The sequence below is a fragment of the Sphingosinicella flava genome (assembly GCF_016025255.1).
GTDB classification, from domain to species: domain Bacteria; phylum Pseudomonadota; class Alphaproteobacteria; order Sphingomonadales; family Sphingomonadaceae; genus Allosphingosinicella; species Allosphingosinicella flava.
Genome location: NZ_CP065592.1, coordinates 1,920,356 through 1,943,636, shown reverse-complemented (window position 1 = coordinate 1,943,636; position 23,281 = coordinate 1,920,356). Strand labels below are relative to the sequence as shown.

The window sequence follows — 23,281 nt, the reverse complement described above, 5'->3', positions numbered from 1 at the left end:
CACCGTCATTCCAGCGAAAGCTGGAATCTCACTGCCTTCGTCACGGAAGATTCCGGCTTTCGCTGGAATGACGCAAAGGGGCGGTTGATTTCCTCGACTTCCGAGGCCACATGCCAATCGGAACGAATCAGTCCGATTATAAAAGATGCGCCTCACTTCCCTCGCCGATTATGCCGTCGTGATGATGGCCGCAGCCGCCCGCCATGGCGCGGGCGCGCGCCTCAACGCGACCCTGCTCGCGGAGGAAACGGGCGTGCCGCTCCCCACTGCGCAGAAACTGGTCGGGCGGCTGGCAAGCGCGGGTCTGCTCGCCTCGGCGCGTGGCGCTGGCGGCGGCTTTCAGCTTCTGAAAACCGCCAGCGAAATCAGCCTCGCGGATATTATCGAAGCGGTGGAAGGGCCGATCGCGATGACCGCCTGTGCCGAAACGGCGCGCTTAGAGTGCGCGCTGGAGAGCAGCTGCCAAGTGAAACCCCATATGAGCGCCGTTTCGGGCGCGGTGCGCGGCGCGCTCGCAAGCGTCAGCCTCGCCACTCTCAGCCAAGGTGAAGTAGCGTGACCGACGTGCGTAACCGCGATGCCCAGGAAGCCGCCGACCGCGCCTCCACCTATGAATGGGGCTTCTCCTCAGACATCGAACAGGAGTTCGCGCCCAAGGGCCTGAACGAGGACACCGTCCGCTTCATCTCCGCCAAGAAGGGCGAGCCGGAATGGATGCTCGAATGGCGCCTCAAGGCCTATCGCGCCTGGCTGGAGATGGAGGAAGTGAGCTGGGCGAAGCTCGACATTCCGGCCATCGATTTCCAGGACGCTTATTATTACGCCGAACCCAAGGCGAAGGAGAAATTGGGCTCGCTTGATGAGGTCGATCCCGAAATCCTCCGCGTCTACGAAAAGCTCGGCATCCCGATCGAGGAGCAGAAGGTGCTGGCCGGCGTCGAAGGCGCGCGCAAGGTCGCCGTGGACGCCGTGTTCGACAGCGTCTCGGTTGCGACCACCTTCCGCGAGGAATTGAAGAAGGCCGGCGTCATCTTCCTCTCCATCTCCGAAGCGATCCGCGAATATCCCGATCTGGTGCGGAAATATCTCGGCAGCGTCGTCCCGCAGCGCGACAATTATTTCGCCTGTTTGAACAGCGCGGTCTTCTCCGACGGCACCTTCGTCTACATTCCCGAAGGCGTCCGCTGCCCGATGGAGCTTAGCACCTATTTCCGCATCAACGCGGAAAATACCGGCCAGTTCGAGCGCACGCTCATTGTCGCCGACAAGGGCAGCTACGTCTCCTATCTCGAAGGCTGCACCGCTCCCATGCGCGACGAAAACCAGCTCCACGCCGCCGTGGTCGAGTTGGTCGCGCTCGACGATGCCGAGATCAAATACAGCACCGTCCAGAATTGGTATCCGGGCGACTCGGAAGGCAAAGGCGGCATCTACAATTTCGTCACCAAGCGCGCACTCTGCTCGGGCGACCGTTCGAAGGTCAGCTGGACGCAGGTCGAAACCGGCTCCGCCATCACCTGGAAATATCCGTCCTGCATTTTGAAGGGCGAGGGCAGCGTCGGCGAATTCTACTCGGTCGCGCTGACGAACAACATGCAGCAGGCCGATACCGGCACCAAGATGATCCACATCGGCAGGAACAGCCGCTCGACCATCGTGTCGAAGGGGATCAGCGCGGGGAAGTCCAACAACACCTATCGCGGCCTCGTCCGAGTGAATGCGGGCGCCGAGAACGTCCGCAACTTCACGCAATGCGACAGCCTGCTGCTCGGCGACCAATGCGGCGCCCACACCGTCCCCTATATCGAGGTGAAGAATCCCTCGGCGCAGATCGAGCATGAGGCGACCACCTCCAAGATAAGCGACGATCAGCTCTTCTACGCCATGCAGCGCGGCCTGAACCAGGAAGACGCCGTCGCCCTCATCGTCAACGGCTTCGCCAAGGAAGTCCTCCAGCAGCTCCCGATGGAATTCGCGGTGGAAGCGCAGAAGCTGCTGGGGATCAGTTTGGAGGGGAGTGTCGGGTGAAGTTCGAGGATGTGCCTCGAGGACAGGATTATTGGTATGCCCGAAATACAGCTTCTGAGATACTACGGAGCACCCTTTGTGGCTGCTACAATTGCCATAATGTGTTTCCACCGGCTCAGATTGACGAATGGTGCACCCTGGAAATCGATGATCCTCGTGCTGACGCGGACGGGTTCAGCGAAGTGCCTTTAAATGACGATTCGGAAGCCTATTGCCCCCTTTGCGGTACACCCTTTGTTTTGGGCAATGCACTCGGGTGGCCGGTAGCCGATCTGGAGTTTTTGAAGAAGGTTCGATTCAGCGTCGGATCATCGTGGAATTGGAATGATGCTCAAAATTGAAAACCTCCACGCCGAAGTTGACGGCAAGCAGATCCTGAACGGCCTCAGCCTCGAGGTGAAGGCGGGCGAGGTCCACGCGATCATGGGCCCCAATGGCGCGGGCAAGTCGACGCTCGGCTATGTGCTCGGCGGCCGGCCCGGTTATGAGGTGACGGAAGGCTCCGTTCTCTTCCGCCCTCGTCATTGCGAGGAGCGGAGCGACGCGGCAATCCATGGCGCCGAAGATGGATTGCTTCGCTCCGCTCGCAATGACGATGGATGGATAAACCTGCTCGCCCTCGATCCCGACGCGCGCGCCGCCGCCGGCCTGTTCCTCGGCTTCCAATATCCGGTCGAGATCCCCGGCGTGTCGAACGTCCAGTTCCTGCGCACCGCGCTCAATGCCCAGCGCCGCGCGCGGGGCGAGGAGGAGATCAGCGCAGGCGATTTCCTCCGCCTCTCGCGCGAGCAAGCGGGGGCGCTGGACCTCAGCATGGATATGCTGAAGCGCCCGGTGAATGTCGGCTTTTCGGGCGGCGAGAAGAAACGGAACGAGATGGTCCAGATGGGCATACTCGACCCCACATTCGCCGTATTGGACGAAACCGACAGCGGCCTCGACATCGACGCGCTGCGTGTCGTCGGCGAAGGCATCAACCGCATCATGCGCAAGGCCGACAAGGCCGTGCTCCTCATCACCCACTATCAACGCCTGCTCGACATCGTCGCGCCCGATTTCGTCCACGTCCTCGCGGGCGGCCGCATCGTCAAATCGGGCGGCCCCGAACTCGCGCTGGAGCTGGAACGCGAAGGCTATGGAGCAATCGCGGCGTGAAGCTCACCTTGTCCCTTGATGCATTAAAGCCCTCCCCCTTGATGGGGGAGGGTTGGGTGGGGGTGATGCTGGGGAAGGTCACTGCCTTACGCCAACCATCACCCCTCCCCAACCCCTCCCCATCAAGGGGAGGGGCTATGGGGCACTCGACACTTACGACTTTCCTACAGACCCCTGTTCGTGCTTGGCCTTCAACCATGCAGACCTTGTCGAACCTGCTGTTCCGGAGCGCCCTCCACGCCCCGGCTGCAGGCAAGGCCGGAAAACATCGCCACAGCATCATTTTCATCAACTTCCCCTCGAAGCGCATTTGGGCGGAGGCGCTCTGATGCTGCTCGATCTCCCCTCGAATCGGCTCGAAGGCTGGCGCTGGAGCGACCTGTCAGCGCTACCCGATATTGCCGCTAGGAGGCCGGGCGGCGCGACACCCGGCGATCTTCCATGGATCGCCTGTGACGGTGAAGGCCCGCGCCTCGTCTTTATCGACGGCAGGCTGGACGAAAGCCGCAGCACCCTCGGCCCGCTCACCATCGGTCCGGTCGAAGCGCGTGCCGACGATCATCCCCTCGCCCGCCTCACTGGACAGCAAGGCTGGTCATTGCGCCTCGGCCGGGATCACGCCCCGGCCGGGATCATCCAGGTCATCCACGTCTCGACCGGCGCCGCCGACCATCTCCCCGCCGAAATCGCGCTCGACGCGGATGCTCAGGCGAGCATCGTCGAAACCTATGTCGGCAGCGGCTGGACCAACCGCCTCACCGGCATCCGCCTCGCGAAGAGCGCCCGCCTGATGCTGAGCCGCCGTCTGATCGGCGAAAGCGGCTTCGTCAGCCTCACCGACCGTGCCACGCTTGGGGAAGGCGCCAGCCTCGTCTCCGTCACGCTCGCGGCGGGTGGCGCGGACACGCGCCTCGACGGCCACATCGACCTACAGGGCGAGGAAGGTTTCGCAGAAGCGGGCGGCGCCCTGCTCGCGCGCGGCAAACAGCGTCACGACGCCAACCTCGTCCTCCGCCACAGTGCGCCGCACGGCATGAGCCGCCAGGTCTGGCGCTCGGTCGCGGACGACCAGGCCACCTGCTCGGTCGCGGCCCGCGTCGAAGTGGCGCGCGGGGCACAGAAGACGGATGGCGAGCAATCCCTGCGCGGCCTCCTCCTCCAGCGTTCGGCGACGATCAACGCCAAGCCGGAACTCGAAATCTTCGCCGATGACGTCAAATGCGCCCATGGCGCGACGGTCGGCGAGCTGGACCGCAACGCCCTCTTCTACCTCGCCAGCCGCGGCGTGCCGCTTGAGGAAGCCAAAGCCCTCCTCACCCAGGCCTTCGTCGCCGACGCCATCGACCGGATCGGCGAGGAAAAGGTGCGCGATGCCTTCCACGCCGACGCGATGAAATGGCTTTCCCTAAAAGCCCTCCCCCTTGATGGGGGAGGGTTGGGTGGGGGTGATGTTTCCGGAAATACTCAGCCCTCCGACGTAGATCACCCCCACCCGGCCTCCCCCATCAAGGGGGAGGGGAAGGAAGGGCCGCGCTGATGAACGTGCCAACGCCCCTCGACTTCGCTCCGGACGAACGTCTTTCTGTAGCGGAATGTCCCCTCGACGTGGTCACCGACTTCCCGGCGATTCCGGAAGGCTGGCACTATCTCGACACCGCCGTCAGCGCGCAGAAGCCGAAGCCGGTGATCGAAGCGATCGACCGCGCCTATGCGCAGACCTATGCCTCCGTGCATCGCGGCGTCTACACGCGCTCGGCCGACATGACGGTCGCCTATGAAAAAGCCCGCGAACGGGTCGCCCGCTTCATCAACGCGAAGAGCCCCTCCGAAATCGTCTTCGTGCGCGGTGCGACGGAGGGCATCAACCTCGTCGCGCAAAGCTGGGGCGGCATCACGCTGAAGCCCGGCGACCGCATCCTCCTTTCCGTGCTGGAGCATCATTCCAACATCGTCCCCTGGCAGATGATCGCCGAGAAAACCGGCGCCGAGATCGACGTCGCGCCGCTCACTGCGGACGGCCGCATCGATCTCGACGCCGCCGAGGCCATGTTGACGGAGCGGCACAAGATCATCGCTTTCGCCCATGTCTCGAACGTCCTCGGCTCGATCCTCGACGCCAGGCGCGCGGCGCGGATCGCGCACAAGGTCGGCGCCAAATTGCTCCTCGACGGTTGCCAGGCCGTGCCGCGCCTGCCGGTCGATGTTCAGAACCTCGACTGCGACTTCTACGTCTTTTCCGGTCACAAGCTTTATGGCCCGACCGGCATCGGTGTCCTCTGGGCGCGCAGCGAACTGCTTGAGGCGATGCCCCCGATGCTAGGCGGTGGCGCGATGATCGACCGCGTGACCTTCGAAAAGACGACTTATGCCCCGCCGCCAATGCGGTTTGAGGCAGGCACGCCGCACATCGTGGGCGCGCTGGGGCTGGAAGCCGCGATCGACTATGTCGACGGCATCGGCCTTGAAGCCATTCACGCTCATGAAGCGGCCCTCGTCGCCCAGGCCCGCGAGGCGCTGTCCCGCATCAACAGCGTCCGTCTGCTCGGGCCGGAGGACAGTGCCGGCATCGTCAGCTTCGTGATGGAGGGGGTTCATCCCCACGATATCGGCACCATATTGGACGAGGCCCAGGTGGCGATCCGCGCCGGGCATCATTGCGCCCAGCCTTTGATGGATCAACTCGGTGTGCCCGCCACCGCCCGCGCCAGCTTCGGCGTCTATAACGGCCCGCAAGATGTCGAGGCGCTGGTGCAGGGCATCGAACGCGTAGCGAGAATTTTCGGATGAACCAGGAACGGAAGATTGAAGTCGAAGAGGTGACGGAAGCCGCGAAGCCGCCCAAGGCGCGCGTCGACGATGCGCCGCGCGAAGGCTTCGAGCGCAAGCGCGATTATCTCGCCGGCTTCCTCGCGCAGAAGCCGCAGGAGGAGCTGCCGACCGACCCCGGCGGGGATCTCTATGAAGCGGTGATCGACGCGCTGAAGGAAATCTACGATCCGGAAATCCCGGTGAACATCTACGATCTCGGCCTCATTTATGACGTCCAGATCGGCGCGGACAATCACGCCAAGGTGCTGATGACGCTGACGACGCCGCACTGCCCGGTCGCGGAATCCATGCCCGGCGAAGTGGAACTCCGCGTCGGCTCCGTCCCCGGCATCGGCCATGCCGAAGTCGAGCTCGTCTGGGATCCGCCCTGGGATCCGCAGAAGATGTCGGATGAAGCGAAACTCGAATTGGGGATGCTGTAATGGTGCAAGGCACTCTGGCGCCCCTTCCCCTTAAAGTCCCTCCCATCGAGGGGGAGGGCTTATCGGAGATCTCATGACCACCGTCACCCGCACTTGCCCCGCAGCCCTGACGCTGACGCCCGCCGCCGAGCAGCGCATCGCCGACCTGATGGCCCGCGCGCCCGAAGGCGCCGTCGGCGTCAAGCTCTCCACCCCGCGCCGCGGCTGCTCGGGCCTCGCTTATTCGGTCGACTACGTGACCACGGCCGATCCCTTCGACGAGCGGATCGACACGCCGGGCGGCACCCTGTTCGTGGACGGCGCCTCGATCCTTTATCTGATCGGCAGCCGCATGGACTGGAAGGAAGACGATTTCGCCGCGGGCTTCGTCTTCGACAATCCCAACGCCAAGGGCAGCTGCGGCTGCGGCGAGAGCTTTACCGTCTGATCACATCCCCAGGGTAAAGCGGATCGCCGCGCCGACATCGGCGCTCGCCGCCTGGATGTGCCCCGGCTGCATCCGGTAGAAGGCATTGGCGCTGAGGTGCCCGCCAAAGGTCGGCAAGCCGTAAGCCGCTTCGAAATCCAGTTCCCGTCCGGTCGGCGCGAGATTGAAGAACTGCCGTTCGTAGCCGACCGCGCCGGTCTTGTAGTCGTAGGAAACGGGCACATTCATCCCGAACCCGCCGACGCGCACCCGCAGCGGCTGCATGATCCGGAAGGCGAGGCTGTCGCCGCGCGCCCAATTGCTCCGCCGCGCCAGATCGAACGAGAAAGCGTCGCTCACCAGCGCGCCGCTGTCGGCAAGCGCGCCGGACACATTCATCCGCGTCCAGCCGCGCCGGTAATTGACGGCGGCGTTCCAGCCCGCGCCGACCGGATAGGCCGTGCCGATGTCGAGGAAATGCGTCTTCGCCCCGTTCGCGCCGAAGGCCGCGCCGAACCGGCCGCCGAGCACCGTGTCGCTTTCCTGCAGCTGAGACAGGCCGGCGGAAACGCTGGCCGGCCCGATCCGCCGGTCCACGGTGACGGCGGTCATCCGGTATTTCGAATCCGGAAGACCGAAGGAGGGGCCGGATTGATAGACCTGCCCGGCTTCGTTCGTCGCCGTGACACCGAAACCGGCGACATTCTGCCGGACGCCGAAACTGTTGGCGCCCTGGCCGTAAAAGCCGGTGCGTGTCATCGGATCGTGGGCGACAAGGAAGGCATTCTGCTCCGCGCCGGACAGCCGCCGCTGCAAGGCACGCCCGCTTTCCGAAAAGCCGAAGGCCGCCGCCGTCCTTGGCGTCACCTGGGCGATCGCCATACCGGCCACCGCCTTTGCCTCACGGCTGTCTGCATAAGTGAGCCCCGTTTGCGCGAGACCGACCTGCGCCTTGCCGGTAAAATCCCGCTCGACGGTCAGAGATACGGAAACCGGACCAGCCGACACCGCGCGCGTCCGGGTATTGCCTGAAAAGGCGCTTGAAAGCGGGCGCTCGGCCGGAATGCGAGACAAGGTCCGCGCGAGGTTCACAGCATAAGCGCGCGAATAGCCGTCGAGAATTATCACGCCCTTCATGGCCTGGCTGGCGTCGCCCATCGCGCCCGACGTCTGCCCGTTTGATGTCGTCGACACGGGGACGGCGCTGCCCGCCACCGTGGTCGTGCCCTGGGGCTGGAAAGCGCGCGCGATGTTGAGAATGCCCCGGCCGTAGACCGCATCCTGCCCGGCGGCTCCGGCATCGTCAGCCGTCTTCAGCAAAAGCTGGACGATCTGCGCGCCGGTCAGGTTCGGAAAGGCGCTGGCGAGGAGCGCGGCTGCACCGCTGATGACCGGTGCCGAAAAGGAAGTGCCGTTCCAATAATAGAGACCGCCATTTTCATCGGGAGCCAAGACGCGGCTGCCGAGTGCCGTCAAATAATGCTGCGCGCCCGTGCCCGCCTTGTTTGAAAAAGTGGAAAGCTGTCCCGTCGCATCGTGCGCGCCTGCTATAATGAGCAGCCCGTTGCCGTAGGCGGCGGATTGTAGAGCGAAGCCGCTTGGATTGGCCGTGCTTTCATTGCCCGCCGACATCACCACCACGATCCCGGCCGCCGTGGCGCGGCTGACGGCAGACAGCACGCTGCTTCCCGCGCCCTCGCCGCCCAGCGAGATGTTGATGACTCGCGCGCCGTTCTGGCGGGCAACATCGATCGCCCGCGCGATGTCGTTATCGTAATGCTTGCAGCCATCGTCCGCCGAACAATCGTTCGGGTTGGAGGTGTTGAGCGAAAGGATCGTCGATTCGAAGGCGACGCCCATGATGCCGCTGTCGTTGCGATTGGAGGCGATGACTCCGGACACCGCCGTGCCATGTCCTTCCGTGTCGCTGACGCCGCGGCTGGCGACCATGTCGCGGCTCGCGCTGTCGATGCGTCCGGCGAATTCGGGCAGGTTCGGGTTGATGCCGCTGTCGACGACGGCGACCTTCACGCCCTGGCCGCGCCCACCCGCATTATAAGCCGCAAGGGCGCCCGCGGAACTCGCGCCGTTCGAACGGCGATATTCCGACGTGTCGTAATTGACCGACGCTGGAGGGGGCGGAGGGGGTGGGGGCGGCGGAGGCGGCGGAGGCGGCGGATTGACCAGGGGCGGCGCGGGAAGAGGCGCGGGGCGCGCGCTGCCGCTATTCCCGCCGCCGCAAGCGGCGAGCGCCGCCGACAAAGCCGCCACCGAAAGGGCGTATGCCAATCTTCTGCCGCGATTGCTCATGCTGTAACCCGCTCTAAAAGAAAGACTTATTTGCCAATCGCCGATGAATTGAACATGAAGGATGAAGCTGCCTTACCTCGTCAGAAGTAAAGGTCCGGTTTAACGCCCCTTCCGTTTCCGCGCTTTCGTCTTCCGGGGCCCTCTCTTAAGAAAGGGCGATGCACGCCGATCTTGCCCATATCGACACCTGGATTTTCGATCTCGACAACAGCCTCTATCCGGCCTCAGCCAACCTGTTCTCGCTGATCGATATTCGCATGGGCGAATATATCGAACGCCTCCTGAGCTGCGATTCGGCCGAGGCGCGGCGGGTACAGAAGCGGCATTTCCTCGAACACGGCACGACTCTCGCGGGACTGATGGCGACCCACGGCGTCGATCCGCACGACTTCCTCGACTATGTCCACGACATCGACCTCGCCCGGATTTCCGCCGATCCGGCGCTGGTCAGGGCGATCGACCGGCTGCCGGGGCGCAAATATATCTTCACCAATGCGTCGGCCGACTATGCCGCCCGCGTTCTCGAAAGATTGGGCCTCGCCAATCTTTGGGACGGGATGCACGACATCCATGCCATGGACTATGTGCCAAAGCCTCATCCCGCTTCCTATGCCGCGCTGTGCGAAGCGCACGCTATCGATCCTTCCCGCGCCTTGTTCGTCGAGGACATGGCCCGCAATTTGAAACCGGCCAAGGCGCTCGGCATGACGACGGTGTGGATCGACAATGGCTCGGAAAGCGGCGGGCACGATGCCGATCCGGCCTTTATCGATTACCGGATCGCGGATATCGGCGTCTGGCTAACCGAAATCCTGGGGGACAAGAGACGATGACGAGCGCGCTGCAAGGGACGATCGAACAGGCCTGGGACGCGCGCGAGGGCATTTCGCTCACCACCACCGGGGCGGTGCGCGACGCGGTGAACGAGGCGCTCGCCCTACTCGACAGCGGCACGGCCCGCGTCGCCGAGCCGGACGGCGGGGGCGGCTGGACGGTCAACCAATGGCTGAAAAAGGCCGTTCTCCTCTCCTTCCGTCTCAACGACAACGCCCTGGTCGATGGCGGCGCGGCGGGCGCTCCGGCCTTCGACAAGGTGCCGTCCAAATTCTCCGGTTGGGACGAAGCCGCCTTCCGCGCCGCCGGTTTCCGTGCGGTTCCGGGCGCCGCCGTCCGCCGCGGCGCGTTCATCGGCAAAGGTGCGATCCTGATGCCGAGCTTCGTCAATATCGGCGCCTATGTCGGCGAAGGCACGATGGTCGACACTTGGGCGACAGTCGGCAGCTGCGCGCAGATCGGCAAGAACGTCCACCTCTCCGGCGGCGCGGGGATCGGCGGCGTCCTCGAACCGCTCCAGGCCAATCCGGTGGTGATCGAGGATGGCTGCTTCATCGGCGCCCGCGCGGAGGTGGCCGAAGGGGTCATCGTCCGCGAAGGCGCGGTCTTGTCGATGGGCGTCTATCTCGGCGCTTCCACCAAGATCGTCGACCGCGCGAGCGGCGAAATCTTCCGGGGCGAGGTGCCGCCTTACGCCGTGGTGGTGCCCGGCGCGCTCCCCGATCCGAACGGCGGCCCGTCTCTCTATTGCGCGGTCATCGTCAAGCGCGTCGACGCCCAGACCCGTGCCAAGACCGGCATCAACGAATTGCTGCGCGATTGAGTTTTCAGCCTAGCCTCGTTCCCATCCCTCTCTTTCTCGAGCGGCTCCGCCTTGGAGCAGGACGCCGCACGCTCGCCATCGGCTTGGCCCTTCTGGTCGAAGCGCTCCTGCTCCTCCTTTTGCTCTCGCTCGGCGCGGACAAGCAGCCCGGCCGGGAAAAGGAGAGCATGACGGTCATCGACCTCGGCGCCTCAGAAGCCCTGAAAGCCTCCGAGCCGAGCAGTCCTGAACGCGTGCAACAGGCGGATAAGCGGCCTGTCCCGCAGCAGACGGAAGATAAGCCTGTGCCCGTGCAGACTGCCGAGCCAACGTCCCCCATCGAAGCAAAGCCCGCACCGGTCGCTCCGCCTATCATCCCTCTGACACCGAACGAGCGGTTGCCATCTCCCGATATTCCCCGGAATGCCATCCAGCCGGCGCCGGCGCGCCGTCAGGTCTATGGCCCGCCGGACAAAGGCGGCTCCCCCCTTCTCCGCGACAGCGAACGGGTGGGGACGGCGCCCAATGGCGAGCCGCTTTATGCGGCGGCCTGGTATCGTAGGCCTCGTCCCGACCAGTTGCGCGGCTATTTGTCGACGGCCGACGGGCCGGGTTGGGGCCTGATCGCGTGCCGCACCGCGCCGGATTATCGGGTCGAGGATTGCGTCGGGCTCGACGAATATCCACGAGGATCGCAGATCACGCGCGCCGTCCTGGCCGCAGCCTGGGAGTTCAAGGTGCTGCCTCCGCGCCTGGGCGGCAAGCCGCTGGTGGGCAGCTGGGTCCGGATCAGGATCGATTACGGCATCGAGCGGCGTTAGCCCCGCCTGATCGAGCGCAGCCCTGACGCGAAACGGCCTAGCGCGCCTCGGCGATCAGGCTTGCCGCTTCCGCGCCGGACCAATCCTTCTCGCCGACCATCCGCCACACTTCCTTGCCTTCGGCATCATAGAGAATGGTGGTCGGCAGGGTCGAGGCGCCGAGCGCCGTCATCAACGCCGCGTCGGGATCGAGATGCGAGTCCAAAGCCTTGAGCGCCCGCTTGGCAAGAAAGGCGTCGACCGCTTCGCGCCCGCCCATGTCCTGGCTGACGAGCACCACCGGCACCGTACCCGCCGCGGCCAGCACGTCGAGCGTCGGCAGCTCCGCGATGCACGGCGCGCACCAGGTCGCCCATAGATTGACCAGCACCGGCTTGCCCTTGAAGGCGGCGAGAGTCACGGGCTCGCCGTCCGGATCCTGGAACGCCGCGTCCGGCGCCGCCTTCCCCTTATGCGATCGATCGATCCCAGCCGCCTGAGATGGCGCCGTTTCCGCCGCATTGCCTTGCGGCTCCGGCGCCTTTTCCGTATCGCACGCGCTGAGCGCAAGGGCGCCAAAGCCAAGGAGGAAAGTAATCGAAAGCCGCACGGGCAACTCCAATGCAATGTGGGGCGGGCGCTTCGCCGAAGGGCCCTCCGCTGTGATGCGTGAGATAAATGCCTCCATCCCCTTCGACAAGCGCTTGTGGCGGCAGGACATCGCTGCCTCCAAGGCCCATGTCGCCATGCTCGGCGCGCAGAAGATCGTCGGCATGGACGATGTGCATGCGATCCGCGACGGCCTCGACCGCATCGCCGCCGAATATGAAGCGAACGGCGTAGCCGAGGACTTGGCGCTCGAGGATATCCACATGCATGTGGAAAGCCGCCTCAAGGAACTGATCGGCCCCCCCGCCGGGCGCCTCCACACCGCCCGCTCCCGCAACGACCAGGTCGCCACCGATTTCCGCCTGTGGGTGCGCGACGCCATCGACGCGGTGGACGCCGGGCTCCTCGCCTTCCAGCGCGCCCTCCTCGCGCGCGCGGAGGAGCATGCCGACACCGTCATGCCCGGCTTCACCCATCTTCAGGTGGCGCAGCCGGTGACGCTCGGCCATCATTTGATGGCCTATGTCGAAATGATCCGGCGCGACCGCTCCCGCTTTGCCGACGCGCGGGCGCGGATGAACGAAAGCCCGCTCGGCGCCGCCGCGCTCGCCGGAACCAGCTTCCCGCTCGACCGGCAAGCCACCGCCGCGGCGCTCGGCTTCGACCGGCCGATGGCGAACAGCCTCGACGCCGTGTCCGACCGCGATTTCGCGCTCGATTATCTGATGGCCGCGGCGGGGTGCGCGCTCCATCTCTCCCGCCTTGCCGAAGAATTCATCATCTGGGCGAGCCAGCCCTTCGGCTTCGTCGCCCTCCCCGACGCTTATTCGACCGGCTCGTCGATCATGCCGCAAAAGCGCAATCCCGACGCCGCCGAACTGGTGCGCGGCCATTCGGGCCGCATCACGGGCTGCCTCACCAGCCTCATGATGACGATGAAGGGCCTTCCGCTCGCTTATTCGAAGGACATGCAGGACGACAAGCCGCCGGTCTTCGAAGCGCATGACCTGCTCGCCCTGTCCATCGCGGCGATGACCGGGATGGTCGAAACCGCGGCCTTCCGCCCCGATCGGATGCGCGCGGCGGCGGCGGCGGGCTTTTCGACCGCGACCGACCTTGCCGACTGGCTGGTCCGCGCCGCGAACGTGCCGTTCCGCGAAGCGCATGAGATTACCGGCAAGGCGGTTCGCGCCGCCGAGGAAAAAGGCTGCTTTCTCTGGGAGCTCGACCTTGCCCTGCTGCAGGCGATCGATCCGCGCATCGACGCATCCGTGTTCGACGTGCTGAGCGTCGAGGCCTCGGTCGGGAGCCGCACCAGCTTCGGTGGCACCGCGCCGTCGGGGGTCCGCGCCCGCATCGCCGATGCCCGCGCCGCTTTGGGAGACAGCGCATGAGAGCCGCGATCCTGATCCTTCCGCTCCTCCTCGCCGCTTGCGGTCAGCGCGAGGCGCTGCGCCCGGCGCCGGGCGAAAGCCTGCCGCCCGCCCCGCTCGGCGCGGCCGAACCGCCCTCGCCCTCGGAACTTCTCGAGCAGCCGACCATTGCACGCCCGCAACGGACGGAAGAAGCGCTCACCCGCTCGGAGGAGCGTGAAACCGACCGGTTCGATCTACCGCCCACCTGACATTACAGTCCTGGAGTCCTGATGAAACCCGTTCGCAAGGCAGTCTTTCCGGTCGCCGGCCTCGGCACCCGCTTCCTTCCCGCCACCAAGGCCTTCGCCAAGGAAATGCTGCCCATCGTCGACCGCCCGCTCATCCAATATGCGGTGGACGAAGCGCGCGAGGCCGGGATCGAGCAGATGATCTTCGTCACCGGCCGCGGCAAGGGCGCGCTCGAGGATCATTTCGACATCGCCTTCGAGCTCGAAACGACGATGGCCGCACGCGGCAAGTCGCTCGACGCGCTGTCGCCCACCCGCGTTCCTTATGGCGGCGTCGTGTCGGTGCGCCAGCAAGAGCCTTTGGGCCTCGGCCACGCCGTCTGGTGCGCCCGCGACATTGTCGGCGACGAGCCCTTCGCCGTCATCCTTCCCGACGATCTGATGTGGGGGCAACCCGGCTGCCTTGCCGAGATGATGGAGGCCTATAACCGCTTCGGCGGCAACATCATCTGCGTCGAGGACGTCGCCCGCGAGCGCACCGCGAGCTACGGCATCATCACGCCCGGAGCGCGTGACGGCAATGCCACCGAAATCACCGGCCTGGTCGAAAAGCCGAAGCCGGAAGAGGCGCCGTCCACCTTGGGCGTCATCGGCCGCTACATCCTTCAGCCGGAAGTGATGAAGGTGCTCGACAATCCGGTGAAGGGCGCGGGCGGCGAGATCCAGCTGACCGACGCGATGGCCGCCCTCATCGGCACCCAGCCCTTCCACGGCGTCACCGTCGCCGCCAAGCGCTACGATTGCGGCGACAAGGCCGGATTTGTCACGGCCAATATCGCCTTGGCGCTGGAGCGGGACGATGTCGGCCCCGCAGTCCGCGCCTTCATCGCGGGCATTGGTTAGAACGATGCGTTGCGTCGCTTTTCTCGCCGGCGACGGCCCGGCCCGCCGGATTGGCCGCGAGGAAGCCGCCGCTTATCGTGGCCCCGGCTTCGTCTGGCTGCACGCCGAGAACGGCGTCGACGAGGAAGTGCAATTGCTGGCGGGCGAGGAGGATATGCCCGACGTCGCGGCGAGCGCTCTCGTCGCCACCGAAACCCGGCCGCGCTGCGACCGGATCAGCGATGGCGCTCTCGTCAACCTGCGCGGCCTCGCCGAGGCAGGCGTTGAAAGCACCGACCGGCTCGTCTCGATTCGGTTCTGGGTCCGCCACGGCAAGATCACATCGGTCTGCCGCCGGCCGATGGCCGCGACCGCCACGGTGGTGAAAGAAATGGAGGCGGGCAGCATCCTCGATCCGGGAGACCTCGTCGCCGCCTTCGCCCGCACGATCAGCCGGGAACTCGATCCCCAGGTGGCCGATCTCGGCGACCAGCTCGACGATTGCGAGACGGAGCTGGAGACGCGGAGCATTTACCGCTTGCGCGCGCGAATCGCCGGAATCCGGGTCGAGGCCATTGCCTATCGCCGCTTCGTCGCGCCCGATCGCGACGCGCTTGTGAGCCTCGCCGCGATGGGCTTCGACTGGTTGGCGGAAGAAGATCAGCTCCACATCCGCGACGCCGCGGATCGCTTCGCCCGCATGGCGGAGGAGTTGGAGGCGGTGCGCGAGCGTGCCGCTCTCCTCCATGAACAATTGACCGACCTGCGCGCCGAGCAGCTCGACACGCGTTCGCTCATCATCGCCATCGTTGCGCTCATCTTCCTGCCTTTGACCTTCGTTACCGGTCTCCTTGGCATGAACGTGCGGGGCATTCCCTATGCGCAAGAGCCATGGGCCTTCTGGGGGGTGGTTGCCTTCTGCACCGCCATTGGCCTCGTCATCGCCGCTTATTTCGCACGGCTTCACTGGTTCAGGCGCTAAACCCGTATTTTCGCTGCCTTCGCAATGATCTATTCTGCACGCCGCGCAGCATGCGCATCCTTTCGCAAGGGGAGGTCATGATGGGTCCGATGCGGTTGATGGACAGGATGCTCGACCGGATCGTCCGACAAGGCGAGCTGACGGTCACCGGCGCGGATGGATCGACCCGCCGTTACGGCAGCGCAGACCCGTCACGTGCGCCCGTCGCCATCCGTTTCACCGACGCTCGCGTGCCCTTCGACATCGTCCGCGATCCCCGTCTCGGCGCGGGCGAAGCCTATATGAACGGCCGGCTGGTGATGGAGAGGGGCGAAATCCTCGACCTTCTGGATCTCGTTCGAAGCAACGGCCCGTGGGACCGAGGCAGTGGGCAGAGCGGCCTGCGCGAACGTGCAGGCGGGTTTTTGTCACGCCTCCACCACCTCAACTGGCAACGCCGTTCGAAACGCAATGTCGCGCATCATTACGACCTGTCCGATCGGCTCTACGATCTCTTCCTCGACGCCGACCGCCAATATAGCTGCGCCTATTTCACCGATCCGGCGAACGACCTCGATACCGCGCAGGCCGACAAGAAGGCGCATATCGCCGCGAAGCTCCACCTGAAGCCGGGGCAGAAAGTGCTCGACATCGGCTGCGGCTGGGGCGGCATGGCGCTCTATCTCAACCGGGTGGCCGATGTGGACGTGCTTGGCATCACCCTCTCGGAAGAACAGTTGAAGGTCGCCCGCCGGCGTGCCGAGGAAGCCGGGGCCGGGGATCGCGTACAATTCGAACTGGTCGACTATCGCGCTGTCACCGGCCGTTTCGACCGCATCGTATCGGTCGGCATGTTCGAACATGTCGGCCCGCCGCATTACCGGACCTTCTTCAGGAAATGCCGGGAGCTTCTGGCCGAAGACGGCGTGATGCTGCTTCACACGATCGGGCGGATGGGGGGACCGGGCGTCACCGATGCCTGGACGGCGAAATATATCTTCCCCGGCGGCTACAACCCCGCTTTGTCCGAAATCGTCGCGGCGAGCGAACGGGAGAAGATGATCGTCGCCGACGTCGAAACCCTGCGCCTCCATTATGCCCTGACGCTCGCGCATTGGTATCGCCGCGTCACCGAGCGGCGGGAGGAGATCGTGGCGCTCTACGACGACCGTTTCTTTCGGATGTGGCAATTCTATCTCGCCGGAGCCATCGTCGCCTTCCGCCACGGCGGGCTGGTCAATTACCAGCTTCAATATATCCGCCGCCGCGACGCTTTGCCTCTCACCCGCGACTATATCGCCGAGGCCGAACGGGCGCTCCGCGCCTGATCCACGTTAAATGCTTGAACACCGGCCCCGCCCTTGGCATTGCGCCGCGACTCTTTGAAAGGCGGGCGATGGCGCAGAATGTGAGCAAGGTGGTCTTGGCCTTTTCGGGTGGCCTCGACACGAGCGTTATTCTGAAATGGCTGAAGGAAACCTACGGTTGCGAGGTCGTGACCTTCACCGCCGACCTCGGACAGGGCGAGGAGCTGGAGCCCGCCCGCCGGAAGGCCGAGCTGATGGGCGTTCGCCCCGAGCACATCTTCATCGACGACCTCAGGGAGGAATTTGTCCGCGACTACGTCTTCCCGATGATGCGCGCCAACGCGCTTTACGAGGGCCTCTATCTCCTCGGCACCTCCATCGCCCGCCCCCTCATCGCCAAGCGCCAGATCGAGATAGCCCGTCAGGTCGGCGCCGATGCGGTCAGCCACGGCGCGACCGGCAAGGGCAACGATCAAGTCCGTTTCGAGCTCGGCTATTACGCGCTCGCCCCCGACATTAAGGTGATCGCCCCGTGGCGGGAATGGGATTTGACGTCCCGCACCAAGCTCATCGAATATGCCGAAGCGCACCAGATTCCGGTGCCCCGGGACAAGCGCGGCGAAGCGCCCTTCTCGACCGACGCCAACCTTCTCCACACCTCGTCGGAAGGCAAGGTGCTCGAGGATCCGTGGCAGGAGGTGCCGGACTATGTCTATTCGCGCACGGACCATCTCGAAGCCGCGCCGGACCAGGCCGATTATATCACGATCGACTTCGAGCGCGGCGATGCCGTGGCCGTCGACGGCGAAGGCCTGTCGCCCGCCGCCCTGCTTGCGAAGCTGAACGACCTTGGCCGCACCCACGCCATCGGCCGCCTCGATCTCGTCGAGAACCGTTTCGTCGGCATGAAGTCGCGCGGCATGTACGAGACGCCGGGCGGCACCATCCTCCACGCCGCCCATCGCGCGATCGAGGGGATCACCCTCGACCGCGGCGCCGCACATCTGAAGGACGAGCTTATGCCGCGTTATGCCGAGCTCATCTACAACGGCTTCTGGTTCTCGCCGGAACGCGAGATGTTGCAGGCCGCGATCGACCACAGCCAGCAAAAGGTGTCGGGCACCGTCCGCCTGAAACTCTACAAGGGCGGCGCGCACATTGTCGGCCGCAAATCCCCGAACAGCCTCTATTCGGAAAAGGTCGTCACCTTCGAAGACGACCAAGGCGCCTACGACCAGCGCGACGCCGAAGGCTTCATCAAGCTCAACGCCCTGCGCCTGCGACTGCTGGCACGGCGTGAGGCAAGGTAAAAGGGGCCGTTTTTACCAGCAAAGCGACAAATTGCATCGCGATGATTATTGGCGCTAGGGGTATATCGCACCGCCCAAGGAAGATCGTGATGAGCGGCAAAACGAATCCCAAGTAACCGGCCGCCCTCTGCCAAGGCCGGTCGTCTTGATGCATTTGAGTCAGCATGAGTGCGGCAGCGACATTCATGATCGTCATGTCGTAGATGAAGGCATAGGGCAGTACGAGGAAGGTGGCGCATGCCGTTGCGAAGCCTGCCCGTTCTGTATCCTTCGGCAAGAAGCGCAGAATTGCGGCGAACGCTCCCGCCGATACTATGGCTTGAATGGTCCAGATCAACGGCGCGGGAAGCTCCATCAGGAACAGGATCGGTGCGACTGTCGGCATCATCGTGACGAAGAAGGCCTTGATATCGTCCACCAATGAGGCCTGAAAAGAAGAGGTTCTGGTCACGTAAATGACCCAAGGTTCGATTCCGAAACAGACAATCGATATGGCAATGGCCGCTGCCACGGTCAGACCCGCATACACGAACGGAATCCAAGCACGCCGCCTTGCAAGGACAAAGGGCATCAGAATTGCCAGATGCGGTTTAACGATCATGAAGCCGACGAGCATGCCGGCGGTTCGCGGGCGGCTGTCAAGCATTCGCCAGGCACCTAGCCAAAGTGCTCCGAACAGAAATCCATAATGTCCGGCCCAGATATTGATGATCGACGCGGGAAGCAAAAGCGTTACCCATGCCGGCAATCCCGCTGTCTTCATGTAAGGACGCGCCGCCCATATGAAGGCTGCACCAGTCGCCCCAGTCCAAAGGATATACGATAGGATATAGGGGATTAACCCGAACAGCCAAACATAAAGGAACGACACTGGCGAGTAGGAATAATTATGTTCGCGGATTGCCCCTTCGAACAACCCAGTTTGGTAGGCTCGATAGCTCTCAATATCATAAATGATTGCAAGCTTATCTTCGATAAGAAGACGGCCTGCGGTAAACACATTGGCGAAATCGCGCCCCAGGATAACATCGCGCCCAACAGATAGGCTGAACTCCTTGAAGACGTTGTGGAGATCGTGATGAATGAAGACGAGAAGGGTCAAAAATATTGCAACGACCCAAAAAGCCGGGGACGCTCTTTCCTCCTTTTCTACTACCAATTCCGACATACTCTCCCCTTAAACACGCTGTTATATCGCCCTCAATCCAATGCCCGCTCCTAAATGGGCATGGTTTACAAAACCTTGACCACGGCTTGCAAATTTTACGGCAAACGTCATGCTTGGCCTGTTAGCATCTGCTGTTGCTCATTTCCGCTCCTCGAATGATATGCATCCTGGATGATCGCACAGGCTTCCTTTCCACGTTCGGGTCCAGAACGCCCGTTTTGGAAACACCCATGGCTAATCGCTGCACTCATTCTCTTGAGCGGGCTGCCTCTGCTGCTTCCGGAAATTCCGCCTTTGACCGATCTGCCGGGGCATATGGGCCGCTATCATGTGCAGATGGAATTGCCTCACTCGGCGACTCTCGCTCGTTACTACACTTTTGATTGGAGCTTGATCGGTAACCTCGGCGTCGACCTGCTTATCGTGCCCCTCAGCCATATATTCGGCAACGAGTTGGCTTCCAAATCGATCATTCTGTCCATTCCGGTACTTACAGCCGTCGGATTGCTGTGGGTGGCGCATGAGGTTCATGGGGAAATACCGCCCACGGCCTTTTTCGCTCTTCCTTTCGCTTTCAACTTCCCCTTTGCCTTCGGCTTCGTGAACTTCGCCTTGTCCATGGGCCTCGGCCTACTTGCCTTCGCCTTATGGCTGAGACTGGCGCGGCTTGGTCGCCTGAAATTGCGGGCAGCCCTCTTCGTTCCGTTGTCCATCGTCATCTGGGTCACCCATACCTTCGGATGGGGCACCTTGGGCGTTATGGCGTTTTCGGCCGAATTGGTGCGGCAGTGGGATATGCGGCGCGGCTTTTTCCGTGCCGGATGGACAGCCGGGCTTCACTGCTTATCACTGGCGCCTCCGATTCTCCTGATGTTGCTCTGGCGAAGCGGGGAGCATGTAACCGGCCAAACGGCGGATTGGTTCAATTGGACGCTCAAATGGCGCTGGGTGGAGATGGCGCTACGCGATCGCTGGTATTATTTCGACGTCGGCGCGCTTGTGGTCGTGGCCCTGCTGCTGGTAATTGCTGTTTTCCATCGGCGGCTCACTTATTCACGCAACCTCCTAGCCTCGGCGATTTTCCTGAGCCTGGTCTATATACTGCTGCCCCGCATCGTATTCGGATCCAATTATGCAGATATGCGGCTGGTTCCCTATGTGATGGCAGTTGCCACCCTTGCGGTTCGTTTCCGCCAAGGGGCTTCACGCCGCCTTGCAACTCTGCTCGCCGTCATGGGCCTCTCGTTTTTCGGCGCTCGCACCATTGGGTCGACAATCAGCTTCGCTCTTTTCGACAAGGAGTATGACCGCAATCTCGCGGCTCTCGATCACTTACCGCACGATGCCCGCCTCGTTTCCTTCGTCGGAACCACTTGCGTCAAACCTTGGGCGATGAGCCGCCTTGAACATCTGCCCGGTATCGCCTTGGTTCGACGGAATGCTTTTTCCAACGACCAATGGTCCATGCCCGGCGCGCAGCTCCTGCAGGCCACGTATCCCGATGGTGTTGGCTTCCGGCGCGATCCATCCCAACAAGTTGTCAGTCGGCGCTGCCGGTTCGAACAATGGCGGACGATGAATGAAGCTCTCGCCCAATTCCCGCGCCGAGCCTTTGATTATGTCTGGCTGATCAATCCGCCGCCCTATGACCCGGCACTGACGCGAGGACTCCAGCCAATCTGGCGCAATGGGTCGAGCGTGTTGTATCGGGTCGCGGACCGCACGCCGCCAGGGGCGTCTCCCAAGGAAGGCCAATGACCGGACCGCAGCTATCGATCGTCATCCCCTGCTTCAACGAGGAGGCTTGCCTGCCCGAGCTTCATCGTCGCGTCACAATGGCTGCACGGACGGCGGTGGTGGGGGAGGATTACGAACTCGTCCTCGTGAACGATGGCTCGCGCGACGGCAGCTGGCCGGTCATGCAGCGGCTTGCGGCAGGCGACCCCCGCCTGCTCGCCGTCAACCTGTCGCGCAATCATGGTCACCAGCTCGCCCTGACCGCAGGCCTCGATCTGTGTTCGGGCGAGAAGATTCTCATCATCGACGCCGATCTGCAGGATCCGCCGGAGCTGTTGGGCGATATGCTCGCCGCCATGGAGAGCCAGGAGGCCGACGTCGTCTATGCCGTCCGCCGCGCCCGGGCTGGAGAGACGGCGTTCAAGAAGGCGACCGCCTCCCTTTTCTACCGTCTCCTCGCCCGGCTCACCGATGTCGAAATTCCTCTCGACACGGGCGACTTCCGCCTGATGAGCCGCCGCGCGCTCGACGCCTTGCTCAGCATGCCCGAACAGGCGCGCTTCATTCGGGGCATGGTGGCGTGGATCGGCTTCCGGCAGGTGCCCTTCCTCTATGACCGGCGGGAACGGCATGCCGGGCACAGCAAATATCCCCTGTCCAAGATGCTCGCCTTCGCCTTCGACGCGATCACCGGCTTCTCGACCGCGCCCTTGCGCTGGGCCAGCCATTTCGGCCTCGCCTTGGTGGCAGTGTCCTTCCTGCTCGTCCTCTATATCGCTTATGGCTGGCTGGCCGGAAACGCGATCCAGGGCTGGACGTCGATGATGCTGGTCGTCGTCGTGCTGGGCGCGGTGCAGATGTTCGTGCTCGGCATGATCGGCGAATATCTCGGCCGTCTCTATATCGAGACGAAGCGCCGCCCGCTCTATATCGTCGCCGACGTGGCGGGCCGGGCGGGCGGGCGCCAGTCGCTCGGCTATGTCGCCGAAACCACCGCCACGATCGACACGCCGGGCGGGAAGGGCAGCCGCCCGACCGCATAGGCCTCCAGCCCGAACACGGCGTCGAAGAAGCGGTTGATGGGCGCGGGCGGCAAGGCGTCGTCGCTCCCTTCCTTGCCGGTCAGCCGGTCCTTCACCCGCGCGACGGCGGCGAGCGGGAAAAGGATCGAATTGAACCAGCTCATCATCTCGATCTTCAACCCCGCCTCCTGGATCGCGGCCTTGAGCGCGCCTTTCGTGTAGCGCCGATGGTGGTGGTTCGCGACGTCGTGCGCGCTCCACATCCAGGGGTGGGCGGGCACGGTAAGGAGCAACTTGCCCCCCGGCTTCAACCGCTTCGCCAGCGACCGCAACGCGGCACGGTCGTCTTCGACATGCTCCAGCACATCGAGCAAGGCGACAAGATCGTAGGCCCCCTCGGCAACCCCCTCGAGCGTGGGAAGCGGCGCGCTGCCGACCGCCTGGCCGAGCCTCTTTTCGGCGACGGCGCGCGCATCGGCATCGATCTCCACCGCGTCCACGGTCCCGAACTGGCGGAGCATCAGCACATTGTGCCCGGTGCCGCAGCCCACCTCCAGGATGCGCGCTTCCTTCGGTGGCCCTATCCGCCGCGCGATCAGGCTGGCGAGGACGCGGCGGCGGGCGCGATACCACCAATGCACCTCGTCGAGCTCCGCCATGCGGTCGTAAATGACGCGTTCCATCAGGCGAAGACCCAATGACGGTTCAAGGAAAAGGTAACGAGCGGCGTCACGAACAGCATCGGGATGGTCGGCCACCAATCGGGTCCGCCCAAGGGTCCGGTCAGCACCCAGACGAACAGGCTGTTCAAGGCCAGGCTCACCATCGACACGATGAAGAAGCGGCCGGTCGTCCGCACCGCATTGTCGCGGCGCCCATGCCCCCTGAAGCTGAAGCGGCTGTGGAGGACGTAGCCGGTCGTCACCGCCACCGCATAGGCCAGCACATTAGCAACGAAGGGCAGCACATCGAATTGCATCGCGGCGAGCAGATAAACGCCGATGCCGAGCAGGGTTACGAACCCGCCGGTCATACCGAACCGGATGAACTGCATCAGCAATGCCTGAGCTTCGCTGTCTTTTCGGGTGATATCCAT

Annotated in this window: 24 protein-coding genes; 19 read left to right on the top strand and 5 right to left on the bottom strand. The window is 63.8% G+C overall.

From position 1 onward, the window contains the following. The first annotated feature begins 145 nt into the window (after positions 1-145). From IC614_RS09980 to IC614_RS09950, 8 genes are all read left to right on the top strand, one after another. Positions 146-559 carry an RrF2 family transcriptional regulator gene (locus IC614_RS09980; RefSeq protein ID WP_200971228.1) on the top strand — a complete coding sequence of 138 codons (414 nt, stop codon included), beginning with the start codon at positions 146-148 and terminating at the stop codon, positions 557-559. After that, entirely contained in the window at positions 556-2,028 is a 1,473-nt protein-coding gene (sufB, locus tag IC614_RS09975; RefSeq protein WP_200971226.1) for a Fe-S cluster assembly protein SufB, read from the top strand. The genes IC614_RS09980 and sufB overlap by 4 nt, the downstream gene beginning before the upstream one ends. 327 nt (positions 2,029-2,355) lie before the next feature. After that, entirely contained in the window at positions 2,356-3,183 is an 828-nt protein-coding gene (gene sufC / locus IC614_RS09970; RefSeq protein WP_200973191.1) for a Fe-S cluster assembly ATPase SufC, read from the top strand. A gap of 197 nt (positions 3,184-3,380) precedes the next feature. Next, complete coding sequence (locus tag IC614_RS12415; protein ID WP_264175496.1) at positions 3,381-3,512, top strand: hypothetical protein; 132 nt, start codon at positions 3,381-3,383, stop codon at positions 3,510-3,512. Next, a complete protein-coding gene (locus IC614_RS09965) occupies positions 3,512-4,720 on the top strand; it encodes a SufB/SufD family protein (RefSeq protein WP_200971224.1) in 1,209 nt (402 codons plus the stop codon). The genes IC614_RS12415 and IC614_RS09965 overlap by 1 nt, the downstream gene beginning before the upstream one ends. Further along, a complete protein-coding gene (locus IC614_RS09960; RefSeq protein WP_200971222.1) occupies positions 4,720-5,970 on the top strand; it encodes a cysteine desulfurase in 1,251 nt (416 codons plus the stop codon). The genes IC614_RS09965 and IC614_RS09960 overlap by 1 nt, the downstream gene beginning before the upstream one ends. Then, positions 5,967-6,434 (top strand): SUF system Fe-S cluster assembly protein, encoded by a 468-nt coding sequence (locus IC614_RS09955; protein WP_200971220.1) that lies wholly within the window; start codon positions 5,967-5,969, stop codon positions 6,432-6,434. Before IC614_RS09960 ends, IC614_RS09955 begins: the two co-directional genes overlap by 4 nt. A gap of 73 nt (positions 6,435-6,507) precedes the next feature. After that, on the top strand, positions 6,508-6,861 hold the full coding sequence (locus IC614_RS09950) for a HesB/IscA family protein (RefSeq protein WP_200971218.1): 354 nt from the start codon (positions 6,508-6,510) through the stop codon (positions 6,859-6,861). Here the strand turns inward: IC614_RS09950 and IC614_RS09945 are convergent, their stop codons facing one another. Continuing rightward, positions 6,862-9,150 carry a S8 family peptidase gene (locus IC614_RS09945; RefSeq protein WP_207791112.1) on the bottom strand — a complete coding sequence of 763 codons (2,289 nt, stop codon included), beginning with the start codon at positions 9,148-9,150 and terminating at the stop codon, positions 6,862-6,864. Between the two features lie 158 nt (positions 9,151-9,308). Here IC614_RS09945 and IC614_RS09940 point away from each other — a divergent pair, with 158 nt between their 5' ends. The 3 genes from IC614_RS09940 to IC614_RS09930 are packed head-to-tail and all read left to right on the top strand — an operon-like array spanning position 9,309 to position 11,607. After that, on the top strand, positions 9,309-9,983 hold the full coding sequence (locus IC614_RS09940; protein WP_200971214.1) for a pyrimidine 5'-nucleotidase: 675 nt from the start codon (positions 9,309-9,311) through the stop codon (positions 9,981-9,983). After that, positions 9,980-10,807, top strand: a complete 828-nt coding sequence (dapD, locus tag IC614_RS09935; protein WP_200971212.1) for a 2,3,4,5-tetrahydropyridine-2,6-dicarboxylate N-succinyltransferase — start codon at positions 9,980-9,982, stop codon at positions 10,805-10,807. The genes IC614_RS09940 and dapD overlap by 4 nt, the downstream gene beginning before the upstream one ends. Continuing rightward, positions 10,804-11,607, top strand: coding sequence for a hypothetical protein (locus tag IC614_RS09930; RefSeq protein ID WP_200971210.1), 804 nt, complete (start codon positions 10,804-10,806; stop codon positions 11,605-11,607). Before dapD ends, IC614_RS09930 begins: the two co-directional genes overlap by 4 nt. A gap of 37 nt (positions 11,608-11,644) precedes the next feature. On the opposite strand, the gene IC614_RS09925 is transcribed toward IC614_RS09930, so the two are convergent. Next, positions 11,645-12,196, bottom strand: a complete 552-nt coding sequence (locus IC614_RS09925; RefSeq protein WP_226372631.1) for a TlpA family protein disulfide reductase — start codon at positions 12,194-12,196, stop codon at positions 11,645-11,647. A gap of 16 nt (positions 12,197-12,212) precedes the next feature. Between IC614_RS09925 and argH the strand changes: the two genes are divergently transcribed. The 6 genes from argH (at position 12,213) to IC614_RS09895 (ending at position 18,258) form a co-directional block, all read left to right on the top strand. Next, positions 12,213-13,589: an argininosuccinate lyase gene (argH, locus tag IC614_RS09920; RefSeq protein ID WP_200971206.1), complete on the top strand. Its 1,377-nt coding sequence runs from the start codon at positions 12,213-12,215 to the stop codon at positions 13,587-13,589. After that, complete coding sequence (locus tag IC614_RS09915; protein ID WP_200971204.1) at positions 13,586-13,819, top strand: hypothetical protein; 234 nt, start codon at positions 13,586-13,588, stop codon at positions 13,817-13,819. Before argH ends, IC614_RS09915 begins: the two co-directional genes overlap by 4 nt. Before the next feature lie 21 nt (positions 13,820-13,840). Next, a complete protein-coding gene (locus tag IC614_RS09910; protein WP_200971202.1) occupies positions 13,841-14,701 on the top strand; it encodes a UTP--glucose-1-phosphate uridylyltransferase in 861 nt (286 codons plus the stop codon). Between the two features lie 4 nt (positions 14,702-14,705). After that, positions 14,706-15,662, top strand: a complete 957-nt coding sequence (locus tag IC614_RS09905) for a CorA family divalent cation transporter (RefSeq protein WP_200971201.1) — start codon at positions 14,706-14,708, stop codon at positions 15,660-15,662. Between the two features lie 89 nt (positions 15,663-15,751). Continuing rightward, positions 15,752-16,969: an SAM-dependent methyltransferase gene (locus IC614_RS09900; protein WP_200973190.1), complete on the top strand. Its 1,218-nt coding sequence runs from the start codon at positions 15,752-15,754 to the stop codon at positions 16,967-16,969. Positions 16,970-17,037: 68 nt separating this feature from the next. Beyond that, positions 17,038-18,258, top strand: coding sequence for an argininosuccinate synthase (locus IC614_RS09895; protein ID WP_200971199.1), 1,221 nt, complete (start codon positions 17,038-17,040; stop codon positions 18,256-18,258). On the opposite strand, the gene IC614_RS09890 is transcribed toward IC614_RS09895, so the two are convergent. Beyond that, positions 18,212-19,426, bottom strand: coding sequence for a glycosyltransferase family 87 protein (locus tag IC614_RS09890; protein WP_200971197.1), 1,215 nt, complete (start codon positions 19,424-19,426; stop codon positions 18,212-18,214). The two genes, IC614_RS09895 and IC614_RS09890, sit on opposite strands and share 47 nt — an antisense overlap. Before the next feature lie 171 nt (positions 19,427-19,597). On the opposite strand from IC614_RS09890, the gene IC614_RS09885 reads away from it, so the two are divergent. Further along, complete coding sequence (locus tag IC614_RS09885) at positions 19,598-21,184, top strand: hypothetical protein (protein WP_207791111.1); 1,587 nt, start codon at positions 19,598-19,600, stop codon at positions 21,182-21,184. Beyond that, positions 21,181-22,206: a glycosyltransferase family 2 protein gene (locus tag IC614_RS09880; protein WP_200971193.1), complete on the top strand. Its 1,026-nt coding sequence runs from the start codon at positions 21,181-21,183 to the stop codon at positions 22,204-22,206. The genes IC614_RS09885 and IC614_RS09880 overlap by 4 nt, the downstream gene beginning before the upstream one ends. On the opposite strand, the gene IC614_RS09875 is transcribed toward IC614_RS09880, so the two are convergent. Continuing rightward, positions 22,140-22,868, bottom strand: coding sequence for a class I SAM-dependent methyltransferase (locus IC614_RS09875; RefSeq protein WP_200971191.1), 729 nt, complete (start codon positions 22,866-22,868; stop codon positions 22,140-22,142). The two genes, IC614_RS09880 and IC614_RS09875, sit on opposite strands and share 67 nt — an antisense overlap. After that, positions 22,868-23,281 carry a GtrA family protein gene (locus IC614_RS09870; RefSeq protein WP_200971189.1) on the bottom strand — a complete coding sequence of 138 codons (414 nt, stop codon included), beginning with the start codon at positions 23,279-23,281 and terminating at the stop codon, positions 22,868-22,870. The genes IC614_RS09875 and IC614_RS09870 overlap by 1 nt, the downstream gene beginning before the upstream one ends.